Raw genomic sequence first — 24,623 nt, forward strand, 5'->3', positions numbered from 1 at the left:
CTTCCTATTTCCATATTTTTTGAGTGCGAAACGGATATTTCCTTTAATACGATCAATCCAGAATCAAAAATTATGGAAGATACGGATCAAGAGATAGAGTAGGTTTCCGAATGACGGGATAGAGAGTTGCTCAAAACTGTCCTGTGCAAACTGCTCAAAACTGTCCTATATATACACTACCTACTTATACATAACCTATTAAAGTCTTTCAGACCATGTACTACCACATCAAAGACCGCAAGTGATTCGATAACCGTAAGCAGGCTAAAGAGCATTACGGCATTGCCTGTTTTCGGAAACTATTGCATCTAAAAGAGATTATATTTACCAATAACACAAATTCCATTGCTAACGATGAATTATACCGTAATCCCCAAATCAATCGTGAACTTTCAGACGGGAAACAGTAAACCCGTCGATATTTATGTGTGAGCCGTCATTAAATGTTGCTCCAATCACAAGACCAACATATCCCATATAACTGAGGAAAAACTATCCCTGCTGACGGGATTGGATGAACGAACTATCCGCCGTGTTATCAAACGCTTAAAGGATGCGGGTTATCTGACCGTACAGACCACCATTAAAGAAGATGCAGACAGGGGCTTTATAAAGCGAAATTCCTATTATATAAAGCCAGCGAACAAAGATTATTTCTTTTTAGATAACGGTTTCTTTAAAAAGAACTATCCCGCCAAGATTGCAGGGTTTCTGCTGTTATTAAAGTCGGTATGCCTTAATAATACCGATACTGTCCAATGAAGCAACAGCCAGATTGCAAAGGCTGTCGGATTGTCCCGTAATACAACAACTGCATTATTAAATGAATGTAGGCAATTAGGGCTTATAAAAGCCATAGAGAAAGGTTATGAACTGACGGCAGGTTGTTTTATCAATTCAGCAGTTAGAAAGACTGCCGCAGGGATTTATAAAGAGATATGCGAATTCTGCAAATCCAAAGGTGCGATATCTCCAAATTGAGATAAGCGGGCAATGTCTGTGTTGCTTACAAAATACAATTCGATAAATTTATCTGCATCGGAACCGATAACGATTACATACCAACTGAACAAACGGTGTAAAAACCTGCCCGAAAAGGTATCGTTGCCTTACTTTATAAAAGCACTCGATATGCAGAAACAATATCGGAAGATTATAGAGCGAGAACAACAAATCGAAGCAGATTTCAGCGGTTTTGCATTTTAGATATACAGCCCCCGTGCTTACGCACGAGGGCTTTTTCATCTAATAAGAGACGGTGACATATTTCGGGAATTTCTTATTTATATACCCCTTGAAAATTGCGTCACTCCAATTTCTCTCTTTACATACGCGCCGTAGGCGCTTATCCTCAAAAGACAAAAAATACAAACTCCAACCCACAATGACAGCGGATTGGAGTTTTTCAATATTAAGTTGAAGACAATCTAATTCAAGGCCAACGAGTTTCCTGCAATATGCAACTTGGCATCCACATCAAGAGCCTTGAAAACTTTGAGGATTGTTGCAACCGTCAGATTCTGCCCATTCTCTATGCGTGAAATCTGTGCTTTCTTCACACCGATAAGATTACCCAAATCTTCCTGTGTCAGATTGCGTTTTTCCCGAATCTCACGGATGGTCTGACCTACCAAAAACAATTCGATGGTAAGGTCATAGGCATCCCGTTTGGCCGAACCTTTTTCTCCGACCAGCGTATTCACTACCTCATCATGTGTATAAATTCGTTTTTGTGCCATATCCGTATTTTTTATTCTTCGTAATATTCAGACCGAATCCGTATTGCTCGGTCAATCTCCTGTTTGGGCGTTCTCTGGGTTTTCTTCTTGAAACCATGCGTAGCGATTACCAATGTCTGTACGCTGTCCCGCTTATCCCAAAAGGCCAACAGCCGATATTGGATACCTGCATATTTCGTGCGGAACTCCCAAATCTCTCCTGTCAGCTTTTTCAGCAATTTGGGGTCTAATGCATAACGGGCCTTGTCGATATTCTCCAAAATCTTCAACCGTGAGGCTTCATCTATCTTTTGGAGAAAACGGTAGGCATCTTCCCAATATTTTACATCAAACAACGGTTTAGGTTCCATTCCTTTTATCGGTAATACGTTGCAAAGATACAAAAAGTTTCTATATATGTAAACTTAATATCTGTTTTTCTCTTTAAATACACGCCGTAGGCGTTTATCAGAAACAGGCTATAATGCCTGTTTTTTATAAAATATATCCCCTGCATATACAGATACTGTCTGTTAAAGCCCCCCCCCTTATTGAAATGGGGAATGATAATTATTAAGGATTGCAAACCAAAACTCCAAAATTGGATTTTTTAGTTTAATAATTTACTAATCATCTAATTCGTAGAGTTATGCAATTAAGACAATCCATGCGTCGGGCAGCCAAGATGCGGCTTGCTCTGGCGGGAGCTTCGGGTTCGGGCAAGACCTATTCGTCGCTTCTGATCGCTTACGGAATGACGGGCGACTGGTCTAAAATCGCCGTCATCGATTCCGAGAACTGCTCGGCAGACCTTTATGCCCATCTGGGCGGTTATCAAGTCCTCACCCTCGAAAACTATGCTCCCGAAACCTACATCGAGGCCATCGGTATCTGTGAGCAGGCAGGAGCCGAGGTAATCATCATCGACAGCATTTCCCATTGCTGGGATTATCTGCTGGATTTCCATGCCAACCTGCAAGGCAACTCCTTTGCAAACTGGGCCAAAGTCACACCCCGTCAGAACGCCTTTATCCAACGTATCCTTACCTCTTCCGCTCATGTTATCTGCACCATGCGTAGCAAACAGGATTATGTGCTCTCGGACAAGAACGGTAAGATGGTTCCAGAGAAAGTGGGCTTGAAAGCCGTACAGCGCGACAACGTGGACTACGAGTTTACCGCAGTCCTCGATATAGCCATGAACCACAAGGCTACCACATCCAAAGACCGCACGGGACTGTTCACGGGCCGTCCCGAGTTCCTCATCACGCCCGCTGTCGGTCAGGCCATCCTCAAATGGTGCAACCTTTCGAATCCGAGTGTTCACCCTCAAACTCCCTACCACCATGTACCCAGCGTTTCAGCCTAATGCAGAATTTGCCGTCGGTCTGAACTCCGACAGCCCTTTTCTCGATAACCCTGCCGCAGAGGGGACAACGATTGTAGAAGAACAACCAGCCCAATCAGCAACGACGGGTGTTGTCGTTCCTTTAGGTGTACGGCATAACCGCCACTTTATCGAGGCCAACACCAAGCCTGTCGATATAGCCCATTTGAGAGCGGATTGCGTCGTTCCCGTATTCAGCAAGGACAACGAGGTGACCATCTCCCACCAGAGCTTTATCGAAACGGTGCTGGGGGCTGCACACCGTATGTTCCCGCAGGAGGTAATCGACGCGCCCGATATAGTCGTGTCCCATATCATCAAGGGGCGTATTCCCGAAGCCATCCACAAGCCCGTGAACCAGCTCTTGGAAACCGATAAGACCATCTATTACGAACGGATGGCTTTCTGTTTCGAGATACCCACGATTTACGAGGATGTGGCAGGAAACAGACTGAATCTTTCGATTGGAGGGGTGCGAGCCTATAACCACGAGAATCTCTATTCCAAGAAGACGGTGGAGAAATTCAAGGTCTTCATCGGCTTCAAGAACCTCGTGTGCTGTAACCTTTGCGTTTCAACCGATGGATTCAAGAGTGAACTGCGGGTAATGGGAGTGCAGGACTTGTTCGATGCCACCTTGCGCCTGTTCCGAGAGTATGATGCCGAACGTCATGTAAAATTGATGGCTGCGATGCAGGAACGAACCCTTACCGAGCATCAATTCGCCCAGCTTATCGGCAAGACGCGGTTGTACCAATACCTGCCTACGGCAGAGAAACGACTGCTTCCCGCAATGGAGTTTACGGACTGCCATATCAACGCCGTAGCAAAGGCGTATTACGCTGACGAGAACTTTTCCAGAGGGGACAATCCAGAGATTGACCTTTGGAGGGTTTATAACCTCTTTACGGGAGCCAACAAGTCGAGTTACATAGATACGTTCCTTGACCGTTCGCTGAATGCTACCGAGCTTATCACGGGTATTGGCAGAGCCATTGAAGGCGATGCCCAGTACAGGTGGTTTCTGGAATAACCGAACGAAGAAGAATACCCTTGCTGTTTCACGACGGCAGGGGTATTTTCTTTGATAGGTAAACAAGACGACAATAACCTATATTCAATGATGCTGTCTGTTGATTTATTGCGCATTATATGGTTTTATATAATTCCAATGCTCAAAATATCGACTTTACGCTGGCATATTCTCGATAATTAAGGGTTGGAGTGATTTGCAACTCACTATTAGAGGAGATATGTCGGCTTGTTCTTTATAATTCAATCTGCAACAGTTCCGAGAAATCGGAAAGATGTTTTGCTTTTTAGTTTGTCTTGCCTATCTTTGTGGGACATACGACAAACACGGAAAGTGTTGCTTATTCTCGAAAGTCGAACGTAGGAAATTCACTTTTTAGCAGAGAAGGGCAGACATCTTGCCGCGTCATATCCATTCATGGATATAGGCGTGGGGCTGTTGCTTATTTTAATCTACAAGGTTTCCTACGACCTGACTTTCTAAAGTAAGTTTTCAGCACCACGCTTGAATTGATACTATTTCCATAATCATTTGAACTACACCAGATATATTTGGCGTCGACATCCAAATGATACCATAATGTTCCCGTTAAAACTATATTTCGGAGGCGGCAATCAACAGAGAGAGGTGGTTGCATTATAACTGACGTAGGGTTTATAATTGTATTAGATTGTAACAATCGACTACATAGAGGGATATTGACCTTATGTCCTAAAGTTCTTCGAATATAATTGTTTTATTACTCATTTTTTAGTTGTTTTCCGTGATAAATGACTTGTCTGCTCATTTATTATTAAAATTATCTGTATCTTTGTAAGAGATTGTATAGATAGAATAATTATGGAACGGAAACTTTTTAATCGTATTAAAGTCGTCCTTGCAGAGAAAAATAAATCTAACAAGTGGTTAGCTGAACAGCTGGATAAGGACCCTGCAATGGTTTCCAAGTGGGTTACAAATACGAATCAACCTAATATTGAAACACTTATTCATATTTCCAAAGTATTGAATGTAAGTGTAAATGACCTATTGAGAACCGAATAAGAAAAGAGCATCTGAATTATGAAGGAGAATAATATTATCATATCGGATTCGTTGGTTGCCGATGTGCGCAACATAATTGAGGAGGGGCGCAAGCGTGCTTTTTCAGTAGCCGGACAAGTAGCTATTCTAACTTATTGGAATGTCGGTCGCCGCATTGTAGAGGAAGAACAACAAGGTAATGCCCGTGCCGACTATGGCAAGGGGCTCATCCCTGCCCTCGCGGATAGACTCACTGCCGAATATGGGACTGGATATGGCAGGCGAAATTTGGCATATTATCGTAAGTTTTATTTGGAATTCAATGATTTGAATATTTTGCACACGCATGTGCAAAATCTGAATTGGTCGCATATCCGCCGCATCCTCTCCGTAAGTAACCCCGAAGCCCGTGAGTGGTATCTAAAAACTGCGGCAGACGATATGTGGAGCGTCAAGACGCTTGACCGTAATATTTCTACGCAGTATTATGAGCGAAGGCTTGCTGCACAGCGCGAAGATATAGCAATGCCTGCACCTCAAAGCGGCTCCGACCCTATGGAGTATATCAAGAATCCGATGGTGGCGGAGTTTATGGGCTTTCATCGGGATAACAACTACTCTGAATCTCAATTAGAACAGGCTCTTGTCGATAATCTTGAAAAATTCATTCTCGAACTCGGACGGGGTTTTGCGTTTGTAGAGAGGCAACAACATGTCGTCACCGACACGGCTGATTTTTATATAGACTTGGTGTTCTACAATTTCAAGATGAAGCGGTTTGTGATTTTCGAGTTGAAAACGCACAAACTGACGCATCAGGATATCGGGCAGCTGGATATGTATGTACGGATGTACGATGATTTGGTAAAAGGAACTGATGATGCGCCGACTGTAGGCGTTCTGCTTTGCACCGATACCGATAGCACCATCGCCCGATATTCAGTGCTTCATGACAATGAACAACTCTATGCCGCAAAGTATATGACCTATATGCCAACCGAAGATGAATTGCGCAATGAGATTGAGCAACAAAAGCGATTCTTCTTGGAACAACACGGGACGAACAATCAAGAATAAGCATATGGCGAAATTAAGGTATCTAAGAATTAGACATTTTCGAGGAATTGAATCTTTTGAGCAGACATTCTCGGATGGAATCACATGTATTATCGGACGAGGTGATACCTGTAAATCTACTATTTTGGACGCAATAGCCTATGTCTTTGCGCAATCTTGGAGTCTCCGTCTGAATGACAGTGATTTTTATATGTGCGATGCTTCATCGCCCATAATCATTGAAGGTGTTGTTTCAGATGTTCCAGATGATTTGGTGGCAAAGTATAGCAATCATCTCAGAGGAATTACGACAGATGGTCGATTGATTGATGATATGGAATCCGATGAAGCCATAGATGCTCAAGAAGTGCTTACAGTACGCCTTACAATAGGAAGAGATTTAGAACCCTTATGGGAGGTTGTCTCTTACAATGGCATTGAGCCATCTATTATCAAAGCCACAGATAGGGGAAAATTAAATGTATATATGGTGTCCGACTATATAGAACGTCATTTTTCTTTGAATAAAGTGACTCCTCTTTATAGCCTATACAGGCAGTTGTGTGGCGAGTATATGTCTGATAATGAAAATCTTGTATTAGATGTTGTTCGTGATGCCAAGAATGCATTTGATGCTAATATCGGCGACCGTTTTAATGGAGTTATAGAGAAGATAAGAGCAGTGTCCGAAGAATTAGGGATAACATTAAATGAGATGAAAGCGATGCTTGACCATAGAGATATTGCAATTAGCGAAAATAAGGTCAGCATTCACGAGGATGGGATTCCATTTCGGTTAAAGGGGAAAGGGTCAAAAAGGATTCTATCTCTTGCAATCCAATTAGCTTTAACTCAACCTTCAGGCATAATTTTAATTGATGAAATTGAACAAGGGTTAGAGCCTGATAGGGTTCAACATCTTGCTAACAGACTTTCTCAATATACTGATAAGCAAGTAATCATTACGACTCATTCAAGTAATGTCATTATTGAAATCCCTTGTACATCTCTCTTTATTTTACGAAAAGGTGCTTCCTGCTTACAACATATTAAAGGAGAATTGCAAGGATGCATTCGAAAGAATCCTGAGGCTTTTTTTGCAAAGAGAACATTAGTATGTGAAGGTGCCACGGAAGTTGGTTTCTGCCGTTCTCTTAACCAGTTTCGGATTCATAATACCAAAATCTCTGCCGCATGCAGAGGTGTGCGATTTGTAGATGGAACAGGAAATGAGATGGTTAACTATGTATTGGGGTTTAACGCTCTATCATATCCGACAGCTTTGCTGTGTGACTCGGATAACACTGATATTAATAAACGCAAAAAAGAATTTAATGATATTGGGATAAAAGTAATAGATTGTGAAGAGCCGTATTCCATCGAACAGCAAGTGTTTAATGATGTCCCTTGGAATGTAGTTAAGGAACTAATTCAAGTTGCAGTCAGAAAAATTGCAGAAGATGATGGAGTCTCTAATAAAGATGCTGAAAAAAGAATCTTTGATAGTACAAATGCAAATTTGCAGAATAAAATAGCACAGATAGAAAACTGGTGTGATAATGAAAGTATAGAGTTAAGGCAAGCTCTTGGGACGACGGCAAAAAATAAAGATTGGTATAAGAGGCAAACATATGGCGAACTTATGGGTGATTGTATTTTGTCACATTATTCTGAGCTCTCAGATGGTTGTCGTCTTAAAAGTATGATAGATGCTCTTTCCACTTGGATTGATGAGTAATTAGTATGGATATAAGCACTTTTCTTTCTGCCGACAAAAGTATGATTATTGCGCCGGCAGGTTATGGCAAGACATATACCATAGCCGAATGTATCGCCTCATATGATGGCAAGAAGAAAATATTAGTTCTGACTCATACCCATGCGGGAGTTGCTTCTTTGAGAGAGAAATTCAACCAGAAGCAGTTATCACCTTCGTCTTACCATCTTGAAACCATTTGTAGTTTTGCCCTAAACCTTACGCGCGTATTTCATATCAATAAAGATGAAATGCCTCAATCGTCTGATGCGGGGGCTCTATTCCTATTTGCTGTTGAGCATGCAACAAAAATATTAAGAGCTCAACCAATAAAAAGGTCTATATTCATCAAATATGATCATCTTATAGTAGATGAATATCAGGATTGTACCACAGGACAACATCAAATGATTATGGCTTTGTCCAATACGCTGAAGACACACATTTTGGGAGACCCGTTACAGGGGATATTTGGCTTTAGGAGAGAATCTATCGTGAATTTTTCCGATGCATCATTTGCTCCGTTTAACGATAATTGTCAGACATTGGATATACCGTGGCGATGGAATAATGCGGGTAAAAATGCTTTGGGACAAGAATTATCCTCTATACGAAGCAAACTCCTATCTTCCCATGCTATTAATCTTCAAGACTTTTCTGAAATCGAATGGGTTCAGGCACCTGAAAACGACTATGCAACTCCACGTTCATTGTATAAAGACCGTATATTTAACGCCTTACGCGAAGATAGCGTTTTGCTAATACATCCTGCAAGTGAATCTATCGAACCTCGGATAAAGTTTATCCAACAGTTTCCGCAGTTAAAAATGGTTGAATCTATAGATGACAAGATTTTTTATTCAAGTTGTTTGTCGTTTGATAATTCAAGCGGATATCCATTAATTGCAACTATTGTTAACTTAATGCGTAAAGTTGGGGCAAAAACTCAAATTAATGTTTGGTTTAATGATGCAGGCGGTCTAAAGAATAAAAGGTCTGCCGCAGATCAGCAAATCCGAAGGAAATTAGAAACAGTTATAACATCGTTAGTGTCAAAAAAATCATATGCCGATATTGCACTTTTAATTGAAGCTATTGCGGAGTTGCCATATGTTAGGATTTATCGTACAGACTGTTTACGAGATATTTGTCAGACCCTTCGAGATGCAGCGCGACTTGGAATTTCAGCCACAAAATCAATAGACCGGAATCGAAATATTTTGAGAAAAAGAGGACGTAAAGTTCAAGGAAGAGGAATTGGCACAACCTTACTTACTAAGGGGCTTGAATTCGATACAGTTGTTATTCTTAATGCTCAGCGTTTTACCGATAAAAAGCACTTGTATGTCGCCCTCACGCGTTGCTGCAAACGGCTAATTATAATCTCAAATAATCCGATCCTAAATCCTAATCAATAAAAAGATTGAGTCCTTAAATCTTGATGCAATTTTGTTCAAGTACTGAAATATCCTAAAACAGGAAAAGAATTCAGGCTTGTTCTTCGAGAAATGGATATAATGCAGACTCTCGTTTCTTTTCATTTTATCGTAAAAATACGAAGATGGCGTGCCTATATTTTGTGTCAAGCTTATAGGAGTGGGCTTAAAACCGAATGATCCTAAAATTTAGAAAGCGTTTTGATGATTCCACATTCGATGACGCTTGCGCCTAACGCTCGATGGTCAACAATTACCCTCCTTCAGTCGCCACAACTCAATATGGTTAAGAAGCATTAGGGCACCCTCCTCCGACTTGAGCTGTTGCTATTTACGTAATCAACTTAGATACAGCCTGCGCATTAGACTCCAGTAGTCAAATGCCACCACAATGTTCCTTACTTTTTACAACTTGCAATAGATCCTTCGGAAGGATGAAAGATCTCCTCTTAAACTTTCGAGAATGATTACAAATGGTTGCAGATAAGAAATACAATCAGTTCAAAAACTATACGAGGCATTTTTCGCTTTGGAAGCGTGGTCGGAGTTTCAGCCTGCCGGAAAGAAGATTATTTTCCTGCAATTTGTAATTGCATCTTCAATTTTGTCAATAGTTTCCAAAAATAGAGATGCTGTTAAACTGCATTCCCATATTGTTATAACATTCCATCCAGCCTGTTGAAGCATTATTATGGCATTTTTGTCTCTTTGCTGATTACCGCGAATTTTCGTTTCCCAGTATTCCACATTAGACTTTGGCAAGACAAAATGTTTGCATCCTTCGTGTCCGTGCCAGAAACATCCATTTACGAAGATTACAGTTTTGTATTTCGGCAAAACGATATCCGGTTTGCCTGGAAGTTTGCAGACATTGATTCGATAGCGATATCCTCTGCGAAACAATTCTTTTCTTACAAGAACTTCCGGTTTGGTATTCTTGGAACGAATTTGAGTCATACAATGATGGCGCTGTTCATTGGTCAATGTGTCTGACATAAGAACACTTTAATTTTTTATGTATTACCGTTGTAAAGATATGAATTATTCGTCAAAGAGTATGTAATCGCAGCAATCCAACATTAAAATAATTAGCAAAAAGGCGGCGATATTATAATACTTCGTATTATTTTTTATTTAGCTTAAGCTCTGACATGTAGAAAATTCGTATCTTTGTATAATGCTATTCGGCATATACATGCTGATGAAATAAAAATTATGAGGAGTGCAAACCATAAAATGAAGGAAGCCAATAAAAAAAATATAGGCATAGACCTCTTTGCCGGGGCAGGCGGTTTAAGTTTGGGTGCAGAAATGGCTGGCATATCAATGCGTTATGCTGTTGAATCGGACACTCATGCGGCGGCTTCATATAGAAAGAACTTTAAAGAAGCCACGGTTTTCTGTGAAGATATTAGAAAACTTTCAACTGACGGCTTAAAATCCGAACCTGTTTTTATAATAATGGGAGGCCCCCCTTGTCAGGGATTTTCACTCTCGAATACAAAAACCAGGGATATGTCTAATCCGAATAACAGAATGTTTGAGGAGTTTGTACGTTTTGTCCATGACATCGATCCGACGTGGTTTGTATTTGAAAATGTATATGGTCTGACAAAGTTTAAAAATGGAGACGAGAACATTCAAAATCATATAGAAAAACGATTCAGGGCTATAGGCTATGAAGTTAACTCAAAGATTTTGTATGCATCAGACTATGGCGTGCCGCAACGCCGGAATCGGTTGTTTATTGTTGGAAATAAAAATGGAATAAAATTCGAATTCCCCGACAAATTCGATTATTTGGTTTCTGTTGATGAAGCAATCGGCGATTTGCCGGTTCTCTGCAATGGAGAAACTCTAATGGAAGGGAAGTATACGATTTCATTTGAGCAGGCGACTCCGTATGCTCAATTAATGAGAAAAAAATCAAAAGCACCAACACAAAACATTGTCTCACGAAATAGAGATTATGTCATTGAGCGTTACAAATACATTGGGGAAGGTGAAAACTGGTCATCTATCCCCGACCATTTAATGGGGAACTATGCAGATAAAAAACGATGCCATAGCGGAATCTATAAACGATTGATTGGCAGCAAGCCGTCTGTGGTGATATCGAATTATAGAAAAAGTATGCTTATACATCCTCATCAGGATAGAGGACTGTCTGTTCGTGAAGCAGCTAGGCTGCAAAGCTTCCCAGACCATTTCATATTTGAAGGGCCGGTATCATATGTGCAGCAGCAGATTGGCAATGCTGTCCCGCCATTGTTGGCAAAGGCTGTTATGGAGAAAATATTAAGTTACAAATAACGCTTGTATGGGCACCTATAAAGAGAATATTCCCAAAGCTGATATGCTAATGGGGTCGATGCGCTCAATGGGCTATTCCTTTGAGTCAGCTGTCGCTGATATTATTGATAACAGCATTAGTGCCGGGTGCTCATATGTTTCACTGCTTTTCCCCACCGATGCGTTCCAGAAACAAGCGGTAGGTATTCTTGATGACGGCTGCGGATTGTCTCGTGAAGAACTTTTCGAGGCGATGTGCTACGGCAGTTCTGCGACAGAGGCAGTTCGTTCGGAGAATGATTTAGGAAGATTTGGCTTGGGACTTAAAGCTGCTTCATTATCACAATGCCGCATATTGACCGTTGTGAGTATGCAGGACGGAGAAATTTGTGCATATTCGTGGGATTATAATTACATACTTGAACACAAAAAGTGGTTTGTTAACGAACTGTCGGCGGATGAAATATCCAATCTGCCGTATATAGAGAATCTGCGTGAGACAGGGAAATCTAATGGCAGCGGAACCCTCGTGATATGGGAAGACTTTGATGTATTGGAGAAATCCAGCCATGGACAAGTTTTCAGCACTCTTCGTGAATTAAGCGATAAGGTGCAGGAGCATGTCGCTCTTATCTTTCACCGCTATATTTCCGCAAAGAAACTTGTTATCTGGATTAACAATGCAAAAGTAAAGGCGCAGGACCCATTTCTTGAAGGGAATGCTAAAACTACGACAAAGAAGGAGCGGACTATTGCGCTGCGGGACAGTCAGGGTGTAGAACGGCTGATTAAGGTTCGTCCGTTTGTGCTCCCATTTGGTTCTGATTTAACAGAGAAAGATAAAAAACTTTTAGGCGGTGCTGAAAATCTGAGGACAAGACAAGGATTTTATATCTACAGAAATCAGAGACTTATTATTTATGGGACATGGTTCGGTCTTAAACGCAGCGAATTGACAAAGAATGCCAGAATACGGGTGGATATCCCAAATTCATTGGATGATATTTGGGGCATTGATATTAAGAAACAGAATGCTTCAATACCTAAGTCTATTCAGAATCAACTTAAAAAGACTGTGGAGGAGGCAATGGATATTTCTGTTAGAAAGCAAACTCATCGCGGCCGCAAGGATAATTCGGAAGATAATATAAGCCACATTTGGGATAGAATTCGCGGCAGAAACGATGCCTACTACTATCAGATTAATCGAAACAGTCCGCTCTGCAAATATGTAATGGAGCACATTCCAGACGACGCGGCAGATGTTGTAGAAACACTGTTGTCCGAGATAGAAAAGGGTATCCCGGTGCAGGATATATATGTAGACCGATGCAATGATGCTATTGTTGCAGAAGATAAAGCGCAATATTTTGAAGATGACTTTCAGTTGGGAATTACGCTGATTGACAAAATGATGAAATACGGCAAAGAGTTCAATGACGCTGTTGATGCGATTACGACGGCAGAGCCGTGGTGCTTTCATCCGCAAATGAAAGAAATGTTGATAAACTATTATGCCAATGAAGATATCCAACGATGAGTTTAATGATCTTATTATGGTCATCGAACGCCGTATCGGAGCTGATAAGCGAACCGGGAAAACCATAAGATACGAAGATATTGACTCCTACATAGATAAGGGTCTTGAATTTATTCCAATCGTTCTGACCGCCGAGGACAGGGCAGAAGTGTTTCGCGCCATCGAAACTGAAGAGTCGATAAAACACACTAAGGGCAATTGTATATTCGATGATTATGATGACCCGCACAATTGGTACGGGCATGCAGAAATCGAAGATGAGCATTTTTGGAGGCTTTACAGCAGATATTTGAGAGAAGAGTCGTCGTTGGATGAAAAAAGTATTGATCTGCTGGACAAAACAACGCTTCCTGCAATTATGAACTGCCTTTGCAACCCAAAAGAGGAGCATGAAGGCAGGCGTCTTGTTCGCGGTCTGGTTATCGGAGATGTCCAGTCAGGGAAAACTGCAACATATTCAGGCTTGATTTGCAAAGCCGTTGATGCGGGTTATAAAGTTGTAATCCTACTTGCAGGAATAACAGAGAATCTCCGCCAGCAAACTCAGGAGCGAATAGATCAGGGGATCGTCGGTCTTGAAATTAAAAGAGATGATATAACGAAGATAGAGAAGCCCAAACGCGTAGGTGTGGGCAAATATGACAAGCAACTGCTTGCATCATCATATACGACTCAATCATCGGATTTTGTAGGACAAAAGGATAGTATCTTCGTATCGCTTGAAGCGCAGCGCTCTGTTGTCCTGTTTGTCGTTAAGAAGAATGTGTCTGTTCTTACAAAGTTGTATAACTGGTTAAAGAATAGCAATTATGACCATTTGGAAGAGTGCGTGAATGCGCCTCTGTTGCTTATAGACGATGAGGCGGATAATGCATCTGTCAATACAAGCAGGGATGAGACGAACCCGACTAAGACCAATGCCATTATAAGGAAGATTTGCAATTTGTTCAAAACTGCATCATATGTTGGTTTTACGGCAACACCATTCGCAAATGTATTCATTGATCCGGATTCGGTTGATGAAATGCAAAATGCGGATTTGTTCCCGGAGCATTTTATATATACGCTGCCAACGCCCTCATCATACATTGGAGCAAAGCAGATATTCAATGCCAGTTCCAAATATTACCGCAACATAAGACCAATCATCGATATTGATGAACCGGATTATGGAGATGAATGCTGGCGCGATTGGGCTCGCACACATATTGATGAGTTGAATGCAGGCACATTCTATTACAGGCATCAGAAAGAATGGAGCGGCATCCTTCCGGATTCGCTGAAAGAGGCTGTTTACTGCTTCTTCTTGGCAAATGCAATTCGGGATTTGCGCGGACAAAGTTCAGCGCCAAGAAGCATGCTGGTAAACATGTCTCGATTCGTAAAGGTGCAAAATGTAATTAAGAAGGAGGTAGAACGTATTTACAATGAATTTAAGAGTATAGTTGAAAAAGATTTCAGCGGCGACTCTTATAAAAATACAGACTTGCCCCTATATAAAGAATTGAAACGGTTGTGGGACAGGCATTACAGTTTCGTCTCCGATGTTTCATTTGAGAGAGCGGTAAAAAAAGAGAACCTTTTCAAAGCAGTTGAGCATATAAAAGTAGTTGTTGTAAATGGATTGAAATCAAGCGGGAGGCTCGATTACAAAGAGAACCCGTCATTGCGTGTTATTGCCGTTGGCGGTATGGCATTGTCTCGAGGCTTGACTTTGGAGGGGCTGCTGACGAGTTATTTCTATCGCAATACAGCTACTTTTGACGTCTTGATGCAGATGGGGCGATGGTTCGGTTATAGAAAAGGGTATGAGGATATTTTCCAAATATGGACAAGTGAGGAGAGTGCAAGCTGGTATGACGAAATATCAATGGCGTCAGAAGATTTGAAGGAAGAGCTGAAAGAGATGTTTGCACAGCGGCTGACACCGAAGGATTTTGGAATCAAAGTGCGCGACAATTGCCAAGAACTGCAAATTACGGCAAGCAACAAAATGAGGCAGGCGTACACTCTGGACATTCAGGAATCATTTTATGGCAATATATACGAGACACCGTATATCAGTTTGAATGCGGATCACAATAAAATAAACTTGAAGCAGGTGAATTGGCTGGTTGAGGAGCTGTATAAAAGAAATTATGCATTTAATAAATTCAAAAACAATACTTCTCTGATTGTAAGAGATGTGCCTAAAGAAGTCATAACTGCTTTTGTGAAAAATATTAAAAGTTCGAAGGTTAACCCGAATTTCAACACGGAATACATTTTAGACTTTATAACTGACTCGAATACTGTTGGGCTGGAGAAATGGGATATTGTGTTCCAGAGTGGTGACTCCAATAAATGTTATGGGGTATCACATATTGAATCAGTAAAATGTGCGGCGCGTACTGTTCATATCGAGAATAATGCTATCGCTGTCAGTTCGAGACGCAAATTGCTGAGCACTCAGGAAGGCACTTATGGACTATCTGAAGGACAGTTGAATATTGTAAAGGATAAATGCAAAGAACAGTGGCGGAAAGAAGGTAAAAATGAAAATCGGGAAATTCCGAATAAAGCATACTTTGAACATTTGGCAGACCGAAAGCCTCTGTTGATAATTATGCTTATCGAGCCAGTGAAAGTTGAGGGGAAAGATGAAAAAAGAAAACTGTCTGAATACCGTGAAGCATTGGGCGAAGATAAAATGGTTGCTTTTGCCATAGGTTTTCCGGGAGTGAAAGATGTTAAGAATGTAAAGCATTACAAGGCGAACAAAATATACTATCAGCAGTTTATGCAGGATGAGTCAGAAGATGTTGAATATGATGAAGCTGTACAATAGTCAGGACATATACGGAATCTTTTCAGAAGGATTTGAACAGGGATTCTTCAAAAGGGTTGGAGCAGTCCCGGAATTAAACACCTATGTTGGCAAAGATGACAAAGGCCGGTATGCTTTCAAGTTTAAGGGGCAGTATGTTCCGATACGAATATTCGGCTCCGAAATAATATCTGTCGAACAATATGAGGAGGATAGTTCGTATTCGCTGCTGTTTTTGCTTGAAAAGGAGGAATTGCTTGAGCGTTTCTGCACATTTTGTCAGGATCTTTTGTCTTCTGTTGACGGAATAGCCAATCAGGCAGAAGGATATCGCGCTATCTGCAACAGGTATGCTTCGTGGAAGCGTTTGTTCAAGCCCAATCATGGAGATATGACCGAGCCGGAAATTATGGGCTTGATTGGAGAAATGCTTTTCTTGAAAAACGAAATGATACCTGCCTATGGGACAGATAAGGCAATAGACAGTTGGATGGGGTCGGAAAAAACCAACAAAGATTTCTCCGTAGATAATGTATGGTATGAAGTGAAAGCTGTCAGCGCCGGAAAAGATTCGGTGCACATATCATCGATTGAGCAGCTGGACAGTGACGCAACCGGATACTTGGCTGTATACAAACTGGAAAAAATGAGCCCCGGCTATGACGGTGTTAAGCTCAGTTCTCTTGCTAATGAGATTATGACATTGGTAAGCAATGATTTCTATAAAGAGATGTTTGCCGGAAAGTTGATGTCATACGGTTTTGACTGGTCAAGCGACTACGACAACTTTGTGTATTCTCAAAGTTCATTTGCCAAGTATGTTGTATCAGAAGGGTTCCCGCGCATTTCGCGCAGCAGCATCGCTCTGCCAATTGTAAAGGTTCAGTATGAACTCATACTTTCAAATATAGACAAGTATAAACAATCATAAAACAAGTAGCAATGGATGTAGGCGAATTTAGAACACAATTTATGGAGCGGCTTCGCTTTGAAGCCGAACACGAAGGTTCGGAGCCCGAAGCACAGTTTATCAGCACAGCGCTGGAACTTTTGGAGGAGATTGGCGATGTCTCTGACCCTATGCCTATGTCCATTGAAATGAAGGGGCGCAGAGGGCGGATAATGTCTTTTGACGCCTATGCCTATGACGAAGCGGACGAAGCTCTGGTTATGATAGCCAGTGATTTTGTCAATGAGATTGATAATATCCCCACTTTAACCAACACTCGCATTGATGAATTATTCCTGCACATGAGGAATTTTATCGAAGAGAGTGTTGAGGGTGATATTTCTGCATATTGCGATGATTCAGACCAAGCCATTAATGTTGCAAAGGAGATTAAGGCGAAGATAGGCAAAAGTATGCTGACCACCGAAATATCCCGCTTTAAGTTTATTATCCTTTCCAATGCACTTCTCAGCAAGCAGGTTAAAAATGTCAGCCGCGAAGAATTCCTTGACCGCCCTGTCGAATTGAATGTGTGGACAATCGAGCGTTTTCATCAGACATACGCATCCAACTCCAGCGAAATCATTGAGATTGCCACAAAGGATTTTGATTGTGACGGAATACAGTATCTTAAAGCAGATATTGGCGAAGGGGCAAACTACGACGCCTATCTTGGCATTGTGCCGGGAGATTTTCTGGCGAGAATTTACTGCAAATATGGCAGCAAACTTCTTCAGGGAAATATTCGCGCCTTTTTGAGTGTGAGAGGCAAAGTCAATAAGGGAATACGAGAAACAATTATAAAGAATCCTGAAAATTTCTTTACATACAACAACGGTATTGCTGTTGTTGCCCGCTCCATCGGTTTTTCTGAGGACAGGACTAAAATAGTATATCTGAAAGACCCGCAGATAATTAACGGAGGCCAAACCACAGCATCACTGGCTAATGCGAAGATTAAGAAGGAGGTTAAGGCGGGCGGAATGGACAACTTGTTTGTGCCGATGAAGCTGACTGTACTTAATGTCGATGATGATATGTCAGAAGAAGATATTGAACGATATAACAGTATCACAAAAACGATATCTCAATGTGCTAACAGTCAGAATGCTGTGTCTGAAGCAGACTTTTTCTCAAATCATCCGTTCCATGTCTTAATGGAGCAGTTGTCGAGAAAGAAGATGGCTCCGCCGGTAAACGGAAATCCCTATCAGACAATTTGGTTCTATGAGCGTTCAAGAGGCAAATGGGAGCAGGAGCAGATGCAGCTCAGCCCTGCCGCACGTGCGAAATTCTGTGAGAAGCATCCTAAAAATCAGGTCATCAAAAAAGAAAAACTGGCTAAATGTCTTAATGCGTTTGCAATGAATCCGCATGAAGTCTGCCAAAGTTCGGCGATTAACTTCTCGCGTTTTGCCAAAACAATTGACAACCTGTATGAAACCTCAAAAGAGAGTATCAATGAGGTCTATTTCTCGAAATGTGTTTGCTCTGTGATCATTTTTGACTCTTTGGATCGTCGCATAAACAAAGCTGAGTGGTATCCAACAGGAGGCAATAAAGCACAGATTATCCCATATACAATTGCTAAGATGATGACGATGATTCCAAAAGATATGGATTTGGATTGGAAACTCATCTGGCAGAAGCAGGAAATGTACCCGGCTCTTGAGAAGGAGTTAATGAAACTGGCGCATAGTATTCATAATTTCTTTGAAGAGGAGGCTCAAGGCGGATTGGTTCGGAGTATGGCGCGTCGTGCTGATACCTGGAATAAGTGTAAAAGTTTGCAGTTGTCCTTGTCGGACGAGTTTATGTCTGCCTTAGTTTCAAAGAATGAGATGAAGCAGGAGGAGGTTGCTGCTAAAAAAGAAAGAAAATTCAGCCAAAATATAGATGTCTCTGTAGAAATATTTAAATTGGGAGCTGATTATTGGACTAAGGTGTACAATGAGCTATCAAAGGAGAATATACTGCCATATGGAGATGTCGCATTTATAGGCGGTATCGCAGAGTATATCAAGCGAAATTCTCTGCCGTCTGCCGCACAATGCAAACGCCTTGTCAAGATTGTTGAGAAGGCAGAAGATAAGGGATATATTATGCCATAACCTTATCAGTGGCTGTTTATGGAGTATAATGTAGAACAAGGACAAGCATAGGACAAGTTGACTATCCCTTTTCCCAAAGCACTGACAAATAGTAGCCAATCGAGATGATGGTATAGCAGAGCGGCAGGAGGAAGAACCACAGCAGTGTGTGGAATGCTTTTTTCGAGAGCCAGATGCCTTCGTTGGATTCGAGGTTGCGGCGTTGTTCGGAGAGAGAGGTGAGCCAAAGTTCTTTCTGCTTTTCCAGATGCCGGGTGAGCAATTGTTCCTCTGCTTTGAGAAATTCGTCAGAAAACAACGAAAGTTTCTGCAACTCGTTTTCGTCGATATGGGCTTTGATGTGAGTGTTCTCGGCTCGCAGCAGAGCAGCTTGAATGGTATCGATAATTCCCCAAAGACGTTTGTATATATTCTCACAAACCTCCCGCGCATCATCCATGCCGGCTTTTGCGTCTTTGAGTTGAATGATACTCTCCTGCAAAGTATCATTAAGTTGCTTCAATTCTTCGATATGCTCCACGGTAATAACTGCCTCGTGCTGTTTGGCGGCCTGCGTGTCAATCTCCTGCATCAAATTGTCGATGCCCGAAGTCTTTGTTTGTCGTATTGCCATAGTCCAATCATAAAAAGGTTTAACGGAATGTCGTGTTATCTTCGCCAGCCGCGTCTTTGCGGACGGTGCATTTCCATTGCCATGCGGGCGCAGCGGCGTACCCATTCGCGTTCGTCCTCGTCTTTGTCGCGTCCCCATCCGGATGAAAGTGCGCTGCCGCCACCTCCGTGCGATTCGGACATCACGGTTGCTGCGTCAACGTATCCTGCAAAGAGTAGCACGGCGGTCTTCTGCATCTCTAATATGCCGGCTGCGAACTCCTCGGCATCGGCAAGTGATATGGCATTGGCGAGGATGTGATATGCCTCCTTCGGAATATCGACCAGATAATGCTTGTCCGCAACCTCAATGTCGTAATGTACAATGGGATCGGGCTGAACGGTCGGTTGTGCTACCACATCGGCTGCCGATTGGCTTGTCTGTTGTGCAGCCGTTTTTTGCGCCGACTGTGCCTCCGAAATTCCGGATGCTTTTACCTCCGCAGTCTGTTTTGTCGGATGCAGATCGCGCCAAGTCTGTTCTATCTTTGAGGACGTCAAGTTGCGTCCCGAACCGAGTTGCCTTTGCCGACAGTGTAGCCGCGCACAATATCCTTCGAGTCTCGCTTCAGGTCTACGACATAGCCTTTGCGACCGAGCAGTTGCACATACTCCTCCCAGTCGAATTTGGACATCTGCCGCAGGACATCGAGACAGTTGTCGGCTATTTGCTGCCTGTTCTGCTCGCTGCGCTCCTCGGCGGTGAGCCAGCCGCGCTGTATGTTGATGCGCCGCGCCGTCTCCATCGCCCGTTCGTAGATGAAATGGGCATCGTTCACCCTGCCCTCCATATCGACGCGGTTGGCGACAATGTGCAGATGGGCGATTCCCGAGCGGCTGTCTCGGTGGAGTGCCACTACATACTGACTGTCTCCGAGGTTCGTCCGTGCCGCACTTTCGCGGCCAGCACGACTGGACATATTGATCCTGTCGAACTCCTGCACGAAGTCATTCGCCAGCCGTTCCCAGCCGGCGTGCGTCCACCCCTCCGATTCGTTCCGGGCAGGGGAGACCTCAATGCGTATGGCATTGTTCTGCAATGGGCGATGACGGCTCAATTTCGCCTCGAACTTTTTCTGATGAATGACCATTCGCTGCCAGATGCTTTCGAGGGGAATATCGTAAGGCAGGAGGTTCAACTTGATGATTTCCGCTTTATCCTTTTCAGTGGCGTAACGGACGGCATTTGCGCCATGTGATATAACTGCCGCTTTGGCTATCATAGTGTATAATGGTTTTCGTATTGATTGGTTAATGCAAGTTCTCTCGGTTGCTCCATAAGGGCTATTGGCTGATGTTACGGATGATATTGTCCCACTGCTCGACAAGGCGGTTCACAGCCATAATCCACTGCTCCATAAAGCGGGGATTTCCGAAGTATCGCTGCCTCTCCTGTTGGGTGCGTCCTTTGAGTGCATTGCGGATATGAATTAGTTCCGCCCGCGCGTCGGTTAGGCTGCACAGGGCTTCAATTCCTCGCTCCGACAATCGGCATTTGGGTCGTTGGCTGAGGGCACACCGGCGGACGTAGCCGCTCAATGTCAGCCCGCACTGCTGTGCCAGTGCGATGATGCGGTCCAGCTCTGCATCAGTTACCCGCGCTTCGATGCGGCGGCTGCGGGTTGTACCGCTTTTCTCCTGTTCTTCTTCGTTCATATCAAGTTCAATGAGTATTAAAAATTATTGTATAATAGTCAGCCCATGCGAGCCTGCGAGCATGGCAAGAATCCATTGGAAGTGCGGAATGGCAGCGCCATTTTGTACGACATAGGTATTTCTTGCAAAACACCACAAGTGATTGTTTTGGCTACTCCGCAAGCGAAGCACTGTCGGTTCTGTAAGAGGAATTTTTGAATGGTATGACTACTGCCATCTCATTGAGCCGGTCAGCGATTCGGTCGCCGTAACGCTTGCGGATGCCGTCGGGTGTGAGATTGGTGGTCATAAGCGTAAACAGTTGCTCGTCGTAGCGCTTCGTCAGAAGTTCTACAACAGGACTTATCACATTGCCATACTCCATCACTTCCAGCGGTTCGATACCTACATCATCTATGGCAAGCATCGGAGTCCGCGCCAGTGTGAGAAACGCCGGATAGTCGGTTCGCACGATATAGGCAATCTCTCGGGCATCGCAGAGACGCAGTCCCCAGACTTTGCCATGTCCGTCCGGGACGGGAATGTTCAGATAACAGAGCAGGTTCTGGAATGCTTTCACGAAGGTCGTTTTACCATTCCCGCAGCCGCCGCACAAGACCGCCGCGAACTTGGAAGAGTCGCCCGTAAGCCACGCCGCCATGCGACCGATTTGTTCGGACAGTGCATTGGTCATGGAAAAGGTTCGCCGCCTGTATGCGACTTCCGCCTGAACGGCAGCCAGCAGGGCATTGCTCGCCTGCGCAACATTCATCGGCAGCCTAAAACGCACCCTCGTAATCTTCCGGCGAAACAGTCGGGACATCAGCTCTCCGACGTCTATCGTTGTACGGTTGTTTATCAACTCCATTGCTATTCGTTTTCTGTTTTCTCAGCCAATTATAAAGGTGGTTTCTACAATCTCTCTCTTCCCTTTTCTCGAATCCCCGCGCTTTGAGCGTTTGAAAGAACTCGTGGATATACTCGCCAATCTTCGATTTGTCATTGTCCGATATAAGGGGAAGCAAAGACTGCTGCCATTCGGTATCGTTCAGAAACCGTCGTTCCATTTCATCCAATCCGATTTTCTCATCGGCTTTATTACTATAAAAATTTTTATCTATCTCTTTATCTTTATATACAGACGTCTTATCCGACAACCCGTGTGTCAATTCATCCGTCATCGGCTCCGACAACTGACCCGTCAATTCATCCGTCAGCAGTGCCGACAAAGTAATCGTGTAAAGGGAAGGCATATCCTTGCCTTTGCCCGGCGTAAACGTGATGAAGCCGCGCTGCCTGAGCGATTCCCGCGCCTTGACGATATTCTGTCGGGAGGTCTTCAGATGAAAGCATATCATAGCCGTCGGGCATCGCACAGGCATCTGCCAGCGGCGGTAGTTCGCCCTGTGCAGTAGATAGAAGTACAGTGCGATGTCCGATGTGGAGAACGGCTCGTACTCGTTTTCCTGCCAGAAGCGGTTCGAGAGTTCGTACAGATTCATGGCAGCAATTTCTTTTTGCGACAATAGGCGGAAACAGTCTCCTGATGGTTACCCGTGCGGATACGGTCGATATCTGTCTTGGTGTACATGTTCTTGTTGCCGAACTTGACGGGAACGAGGTAACTACGCTTTGCCCATAGGTTGAGCGTGGTGTCGCATACGTTGAACATCTCGCGCACCTGCTTCGTATTGTAATAGGTTTCGTCGTCCTCGCGGCGGACAGCATTCCGTTCTTCCTGTCGCGCCATAATGGTTCGTTGTACGATGGATTCCGCAAACATTTTAAGGTCTGAGGGAGTGACTTCCAGTTTCACGTTCGCACCCTGCTCGACCAGACTTTCTATGGTAATCATAAAATCGTTTGTTTAGGAATTTACAATGACCATCTGCATATTCCCTGATGCCCCGCTTCCGATGGCTTATAAAAGAGAAGCACCGCCGACCCTCAGGAAAGGATTGACGGTGCAAAACTATCTGCCCGTTATAAAAAGTTGAAATAAAATGGATTGTCATATTTGTCGTAACGAAAATGACAAATGTGACAATGCTAATTTGCCCTGTTTCGGGTTAATAAACGGATGAACTGGTTACGGTCAGCTTAGAAACATCAGCTAATTTGAGAGGACGATGGAATATTGTACCGCTTTTATCTCAGCTTTCAGCCGCCTTAAAACTGGGGTATATTCGTCACTGTCGAGCAGGCGGCCGCTGCGCATCTTCTGGTTGACGGTAATGTACTGTTCTCGCCGCAGCTGGCTTATCGCCTGCCGTATGGCGCTCTCGCTTTTGAGGGTCGGCATATCGCCGAACTCCTTGACCACGCCGACGCTGAACTCTTTGTCGGACGTCACTGTCAGCAGTTCGAGTTGTTGCAACGCATAGTAGGAAAGTGCCTGCCCGTTGGCGGTATGCTGACTGATAAGGAATTTGCGCAGCACCCCGATAACGGCATCTTTGTTCTCACCGTTGATATAAGAGGATAACGGCAAGTCTTTCGCCTTAGGTCTGCCGCCAGTGGCAGGTGTATCATTGTCAAATTGAGGTATCGGTTGTTCAGATTGCGTGTTTACGCCCCCCGTATCTTTAACCTCCTTAAACGCCCACTCACCGAGTTTGCCGCTTCGGACGGCGTTCTGCTCGGCAAAGAACCGCTCCCAGTCCTTACAACTGCGGTAATGGCCTTTGATACTGGTTTGGACGACCAGCTTCGAGACATAGCCGCAGGTCTGAATATCCAGCATACCCGCTTTGGGACGCTTTGCCTGCTTTTCGAGCATCAACACCATCGTCTCGAAACTCCGACCGAAGAACAGCCAGCTCAACACCAACGGCGCGGAAACACGGATGCGCGGCTCCGACCGCCAGCCGAAAAACATCCTGATGCGTTGCCACAGCGAAGGTGTGGCTGTATAAGCGGTGCTTCGTTCTCGCCCGTACTGCCCGACAATCTCCTGCGGTAGATTCTGCTCCTTGAACAGCATATAAATCTCGGCGAACTTGTCGGGGCAGGTGTCGTCGTTGTAGGTCAGCTCCCACTGCTTGACCAGCTGCGGCATCTGCTTCGCCACAGCCCGGTAAAAGAGGAAGAAGCCACGCTCGTCGCAGCCGCTCATCATTTGAGCAAAGCGATTGTACTTTTCCCTGTTATCGGTCTTCCATTTCCAGATATCCGCCTTGAAATCCTCAAAACGCTCGTATTTAGCTTTCATCTCCATAAGCCATGCAGTT

Annotated in this window: 22 protein-coding genes and 1 pseudogene; 13 read left to right on the forward strand and 10 right to left on the reverse strand. The window is 43.6% G+C overall.

Annotation, left to right across the window (positions count from 1 at the left end; translation table 11 throughout):
* The first annotated feature begins 510 nt into the window (after positions 1 to 510).
* Together ACGHP5_RS11945 and ACGHP5_RS11950 are read left to right on the forward strand one after the other, a co-directional pair.
* Positions 511 to 762: a hypothetical protein gene (locus tag ACGHP5_RS11945; RefSeq protein ID WP_390566962.1), complete on the forward strand. Its 252-nt coding sequence runs from the start codon at positions 511 to 513 to the stop codon at positions 760 to 762.
* 12 nt (positions 763 to 774) lie between these two features.
* Positions 775 to 981: a hypothetical protein gene (locus tag ACGHP5_RS11950; protein ID WP_390568432.1), complete on the forward strand. Its 207-nt coding sequence runs from the start codon at positions 775 to 777 to the stop codon at positions 979 to 981.
* 446 nt (positions 982 to 1,427) lie between these two features.
* Here the strand turns inward: ACGHP5_RS11950 and ACGHP5_RS11955 are convergent, their stop codons facing one another.
* Together ACGHP5_RS11955 and ACGHP5_RS11960 are read right to left on the reverse strand one after the other, a co-directional pair.
* The gene (locus tag ACGHP5_RS11955) at positions 1,428 to 1,739 is read right to left on the reverse strand and encodes a helix-turn-helix domain-containing protein (RefSeq protein ID WP_195285307.1); all 312 of its coding nucleotides are present in this window, start codon (positions 1,737 to 1,739) and stop codon (positions 1,428 to 1,430) included.
* An 11-nt stretch (positions 1,740 to 1,750) separates the two neighbouring features.
* Positions 1,751 to 2,089, reverse strand: coding sequence for a type II toxin-antitoxin system RelE/ParE family toxin (locus tag ACGHP5_RS11960; protein ID WP_337756008.1), 339 nt, complete (start codon positions 2,087 to 2,089; stop codon positions 1,751 to 1,753).
* A 278-nt stretch (positions 2,090 to 2,367) separates the two neighbouring features.
* On the opposite strand from ACGHP5_RS11960, the gene ACGHP5_RS11965 reads away from it, so the two are divergent.
* The 6 genes from ACGHP5_RS11965 to ACGHP5_RS11990 all read left to right on the forward strand — a co-directional run bounded on the left by ACGHP5_RS11965 (position 2,368) and on the right by ACGHP5_RS11990 (position 9,391).
* Positions 2,368 to 3,087: an AAA family ATPase gene (locus ACGHP5_RS11965; RefSeq protein WP_337756009.1), complete on the forward strand. Its 720-nt coding sequence runs from the start codon at positions 2,368 to 2,370 to the stop codon at positions 3,085 to 3,087.
* A complete protein-coding gene (locus tag ACGHP5_RS11970; protein ID WP_337756010.1) occupies positions 3,065 to 4,138 on the forward strand; it encodes a DUF3871 family protein in 1,074 nt (357 codons plus the stop codon). Before ACGHP5_RS11965 ends, ACGHP5_RS11970 begins: the two co-directional genes overlap by 23 nt.
* Positions 4,139 to 4,978: 840 nt before the next feature.
* Positions 4,979 to 5,182 carry a helix-turn-helix transcriptional regulator gene (locus ACGHP5_RS11975; RefSeq protein WP_337756011.1) on the forward strand — a complete coding sequence of 68 codons (204 nt, stop codon included), beginning with the start codon at positions 4,979 to 4,981 and terminating at the stop codon, positions 5,180 to 5,182.
* An 18-nt stretch (positions 5,183 to 5,200) separates the two neighbouring features.
* A complete protein-coding gene (locus ACGHP5_RS11980; RefSeq protein WP_337756012.1) occupies positions 5,201 to 6,238 on the forward strand; it encodes a PDDEXK nuclease domain-containing protein in 1,038 nt (345 codons plus the stop codon).
* Between the two features lie 4 nt (positions 6,239 to 6,242).
* On the forward strand, positions 6,243 to 7,955 hold the full coding sequence (locus ACGHP5_RS11985; RefSeq protein ID WP_337756013.1) for an AAA family ATPase: 1,713 nt from the start codon (positions 6,243 to 6,245) through the stop codon (positions 7,953 to 7,955).
* Positions 7,956 to 7,960: 5 nt separating this feature from the next.
* Positions 7,961 to 9,391 carry a UvrD-helicase domain-containing protein gene (locus tag ACGHP5_RS11990; protein ID WP_390566966.1) on the forward strand — a complete coding sequence of 477 codons (1,431 nt, stop codon included), beginning with the start codon at positions 7,961 to 7,963 and terminating at the stop codon, positions 9,389 to 9,391.
* Positions 9,392 to 9,958: 567 nt separating this feature from the next.
* On the opposite strand, the gene ACGHP5_RS11995 is transcribed toward ACGHP5_RS11990, so the two are convergent.
* Positions 9,959 to 10,405: a very short patch repair endonuclease gene (locus ACGHP5_RS11995; protein ID WP_337756015.1), complete on the reverse strand. Its 447-nt coding sequence runs from the start codon at positions 10,403 to 10,405 to the stop codon at positions 9,959 to 9,961.
* Between the two features lie 240 nt (positions 10,406 to 10,645).
* On the opposite strand from ACGHP5_RS11995, the gene ACGHP5_RS12000 reads away from it, so the two are divergent.
* The 5 genes from ACGHP5_RS12000 to ACGHP5_RS12020 are packed head-to-tail and all read left to right on the forward strand — an operon-like array spanning position 10,646 to position 19,107.
* The gene (locus tag ACGHP5_RS12000; protein WP_390566968.1) at positions 10,646 to 11,722 is read left to right on the forward strand and encodes a DNA cytosine methyltransferase; all 1,077 of its coding nucleotides are present in this window, start codon (positions 10,646 to 10,648) and stop codon (positions 11,720 to 11,722) included.
* Positions 11,723 to 11,729: 7 nt separating this feature from the next.
* Positions 11,730 to 13,241 carry an ATP-binding protein gene (locus tag ACGHP5_RS12005; protein ID WP_390566970.1) on the forward strand — a complete coding sequence of 504 codons (1,512 nt, stop codon included), beginning with the start codon at positions 11,730 to 11,732 and terminating at the stop codon, positions 13,239 to 13,241.
* Positions 13,222 to 16,068, forward strand: a complete 2,847-nt coding sequence (locus tag ACGHP5_RS12010) for a Z1 domain-containing protein (protein WP_390566971.1) — start codon at positions 13,222 to 13,224, stop codon at positions 16,066 to 16,068. The genes ACGHP5_RS12005 and ACGHP5_RS12010 overlap by 20 nt, the downstream gene beginning before the upstream one ends.
* Complete coding sequence (locus ACGHP5_RS12015; RefSeq protein WP_337756019.1) at positions 16,049 to 16,978, forward strand: PD-(D/E)XK motif protein; 930 nt, start codon at positions 16,049 to 16,051, stop codon at positions 16,976 to 16,978. The genes ACGHP5_RS12010 and ACGHP5_RS12015 overlap by 20 nt, the downstream gene beginning before the upstream one ends.
* An 11-nt stretch (positions 16,979 to 16,989) precedes the next feature.
* A complete protein-coding gene (locus tag ACGHP5_RS12020; RefSeq protein ID WP_337756020.1) occupies positions 16,990 to 19,107 on the forward strand; it encodes an AIPR family protein in 2,118 nt (705 codons plus the stop codon).
* Between the two features lie 61 nt (positions 19,108 to 19,168).
* Here ACGHP5_RS12020 and ACGHP5_RS12025 read toward each other — a convergent pair whose 3' ends face one another.
* From ACGHP5_RS12025 to ACGHP5_RS12055, 7 genes and pseudogenes are all read right to left on the reverse strand, one after another.
* Positions 19,169 to 19,825 carry a hypothetical protein gene (locus ACGHP5_RS12025; protein ID WP_337756021.1) on the reverse strand — a complete coding sequence of 219 codons (657 nt, stop codon included), beginning with the start codon at positions 19,823 to 19,825 and terminating at the stop codon, positions 19,169 to 19,171.
* A pseudogene (locus ACGHP5_RS12030) lies at positions 19,756 to 20,981 on the reverse strand (relaxase/mobilization nuclease domain-containing protein). Before ACGHP5_RS12030 ends, ACGHP5_RS12025 begins: the two are co-directional and overlap by 70 nt.
* A gap of 61 nt (positions 20,982 to 21,042) precedes the next feature.
* Positions 21,043 to 21,414 (reverse strand): plasmid mobilization protein, encoded by a 372-nt coding sequence (locus ACGHP5_RS12035; RefSeq protein WP_337756024.1) that lies wholly within the window; start codon positions 21,412 to 21,414, stop codon positions 21,043 to 21,045.
* A 151-nt stretch (positions 21,415 to 21,565) separates the two neighbouring features.
* On the reverse strand, positions 21,566 to 22,216 hold the full coding sequence (locus tag ACGHP5_RS12040; protein WP_337756025.1) for a hypothetical protein: 651 nt from the start codon (positions 22,214 to 22,216) through the stop codon (positions 21,566 to 21,568).
* Positions 22,173 to 22,895: a hypothetical protein gene (locus ACGHP5_RS12045; RefSeq protein WP_337756026.1), complete on the reverse strand. Its 723-nt coding sequence runs from the start codon at positions 22,893 to 22,895 to the stop codon at positions 22,173 to 22,175. The genes ACGHP5_RS12040 and ACGHP5_RS12045 overlap by 44 nt, the downstream gene beginning before the upstream one ends.
* Positions 22,892 to 23,143 (reverse strand): helix-turn-helix domain-containing protein, encoded by a 252-nt coding sequence (locus ACGHP5_RS12050; protein WP_337756027.1) that lies wholly within the window; start codon positions 23,141 to 23,143, stop codon positions 22,892 to 22,894. Before ACGHP5_RS12050 ends, ACGHP5_RS12045 begins: the two co-directional genes overlap by 4 nt.
* Positions 23,144 to 23,506: 363 nt before the next feature.
* A complete protein-coding gene (locus ACGHP5_RS12055; protein ID WP_390566975.1) occupies positions 23,507 to 24,610 on the reverse strand; it encodes a DUF6043 family protein in 1,104 nt (367 codons plus the stop codon).
* Positions 24,611 to 24,623: the final 13 nt, after the last annotated feature.

It is taken from the genome of Alistipes sp. i18-0019-D1, assembly GCF_042852885.1.
Lineage (GTDB): Bacteria > Bacteroidota > Bacteroidia > Bacteroidales > Rikenellaceae > Alistipes.

What these genes read in the sequence shown, in the direction of transcription:
- ACGHP5_RS11955 (WP_195285307.1), bottom strand. Translation starts at nt 1,739, where the DNA reads ATGGCACAAAAACGAATTTATACACATGATGAGGTAGTGAATACGCTG.
- ACGHP5_RS11960 (WP_337756008.1), bottom strand. Translation starts at nt 2,089, where the DNA reads ATGGAACCTAAACCGTTGTTTGATGTAAAATATTGGGAAGATGCCTAC.
- ACGHP5_RS11965 (WP_337756009.1), top strand. Translation starts at nt 2,368, where the DNA reads ATGCAATTAAGACAATCCATGCGTCGGGCAGCCAAGATGCGGCTTGCT.
- ACGHP5_RS11970 (WP_337756010.1), top strand. Translation starts at nt 3,065, where the DNA reads ATGTACCCAGCGTTTCAGCCTAATGCAGAATTTGCCGTCGGTCTGAAC.
- ACGHP5_RS11975 (WP_337756011.1), top strand. Translation starts at nt 4,979, where the DNA reads ATGGAACGGAAACTTTTTAATCGTATTAAAGTCGTCCTTGCAGAGAAA.
- ACGHP5_RS11980 (WP_337756012.1), top strand. Translation starts at nt 5,201, where the DNA reads ATGAAGGAGAATAATATTATCATATCGGATTCGTTGGTTGCCGATGTG.
- ACGHP5_RS11985 (WP_337756013.1), top strand. Translation starts at nt 6,243, where the DNA reads ATGGCGAAATTAAGGTATCTAAGAATTAGACATTTTCGAGGAATTGAA.
- ACGHP5_RS11990 (WP_390566966.1), top strand. Translation starts at nt 7,961, where the DNA reads ATGGATATAAGCACTTTTCTTTCTGCCGACAAAAGTATGATTATTGCG.
- ACGHP5_RS11995 (WP_337756015.1), bottom strand. Translation starts at nt 10,405, where the DNA reads ATGTCAGACACATTGACCAATGAACAGCGCCATCATTGTATGACTCAA.
- ACGHP5_RS12000 (WP_390566968.1), top strand. Translation starts at nt 10,646, where the DNA reads ATGAAGGAAGCCAATAAAAAAAATATAGGCATAGACCTCTTTGCCGGG.
- ACGHP5_RS12005 (WP_390566970.1), top strand. Translation starts at nt 11,730, where the DNA reads ATGGGCACCTATAAAGAGAATATTCCCAAAGCTGATATGCTAATGGGG.
- ACGHP5_RS12010 (WP_390566971.1), top strand. Translation starts at nt 13,222, where the DNA reads ATGAAGATATCCAACGATGAGTTTAATGATCTTATTATGGTCATCGAA.
- ACGHP5_RS12015 (WP_337756019.1), top strand. Translation starts at nt 16,049, where the DNA reads ATGATGAAGCTGTACAATAGTCAGGACATATACGGAATCTTTTCAGAA.
- ACGHP5_RS12020 (WP_337756020.1), top strand. Translation starts at nt 16,990, where the DNA reads ATGGATGTAGGCGAATTTAGAACACAATTTATGGAGCGGCTTCGCTTT.
- ACGHP5_RS12025 (WP_337756021.1), bottom strand. Translation starts at nt 19,825, where the DNA reads ATGGGTACGCCGCTGCGCCCGCATGGCAATGGAAATGCACCGTCCGCA.
- ACGHP5_RS12035 (WP_337756024.1), bottom strand. Translation starts at nt 21,414, where the DNA reads ATGAACGAAGAAGAACAGGAGAAAAGCGGTACAACCCGCAGCCGCCGC.
- ACGHP5_RS12040 (WP_337756025.1), bottom strand. Translation starts at nt 22,216, where the DNA reads ATGTCCCGACTGTTTCGCCGGAAGATTACGAGGGTGCGTTTTAGGCTG.
- ACGHP5_RS12045 (WP_337756026.1), bottom strand. Translation starts at nt 22,895, where the DNA reads ATGAATCTGTACGAACTCTCGAACCGCTTCTGGCAGGAAAACGAGTAC.
- ACGHP5_RS12050 (WP_337756027.1), bottom strand. Translation starts at nt 23,143, where the DNA reads ATGGCGCGACAGGAAGAACGGAATGCTGTCCGCCGCGAGGACGACGAA.
- ACGHP5_RS12055 (WP_390566975.1), bottom strand. Translation starts at nt 24,610, where the DNA reads ATGGAGATGAAAGCTAAATACGAGCGTTTTGAGGATTTCAAGGCGGAT.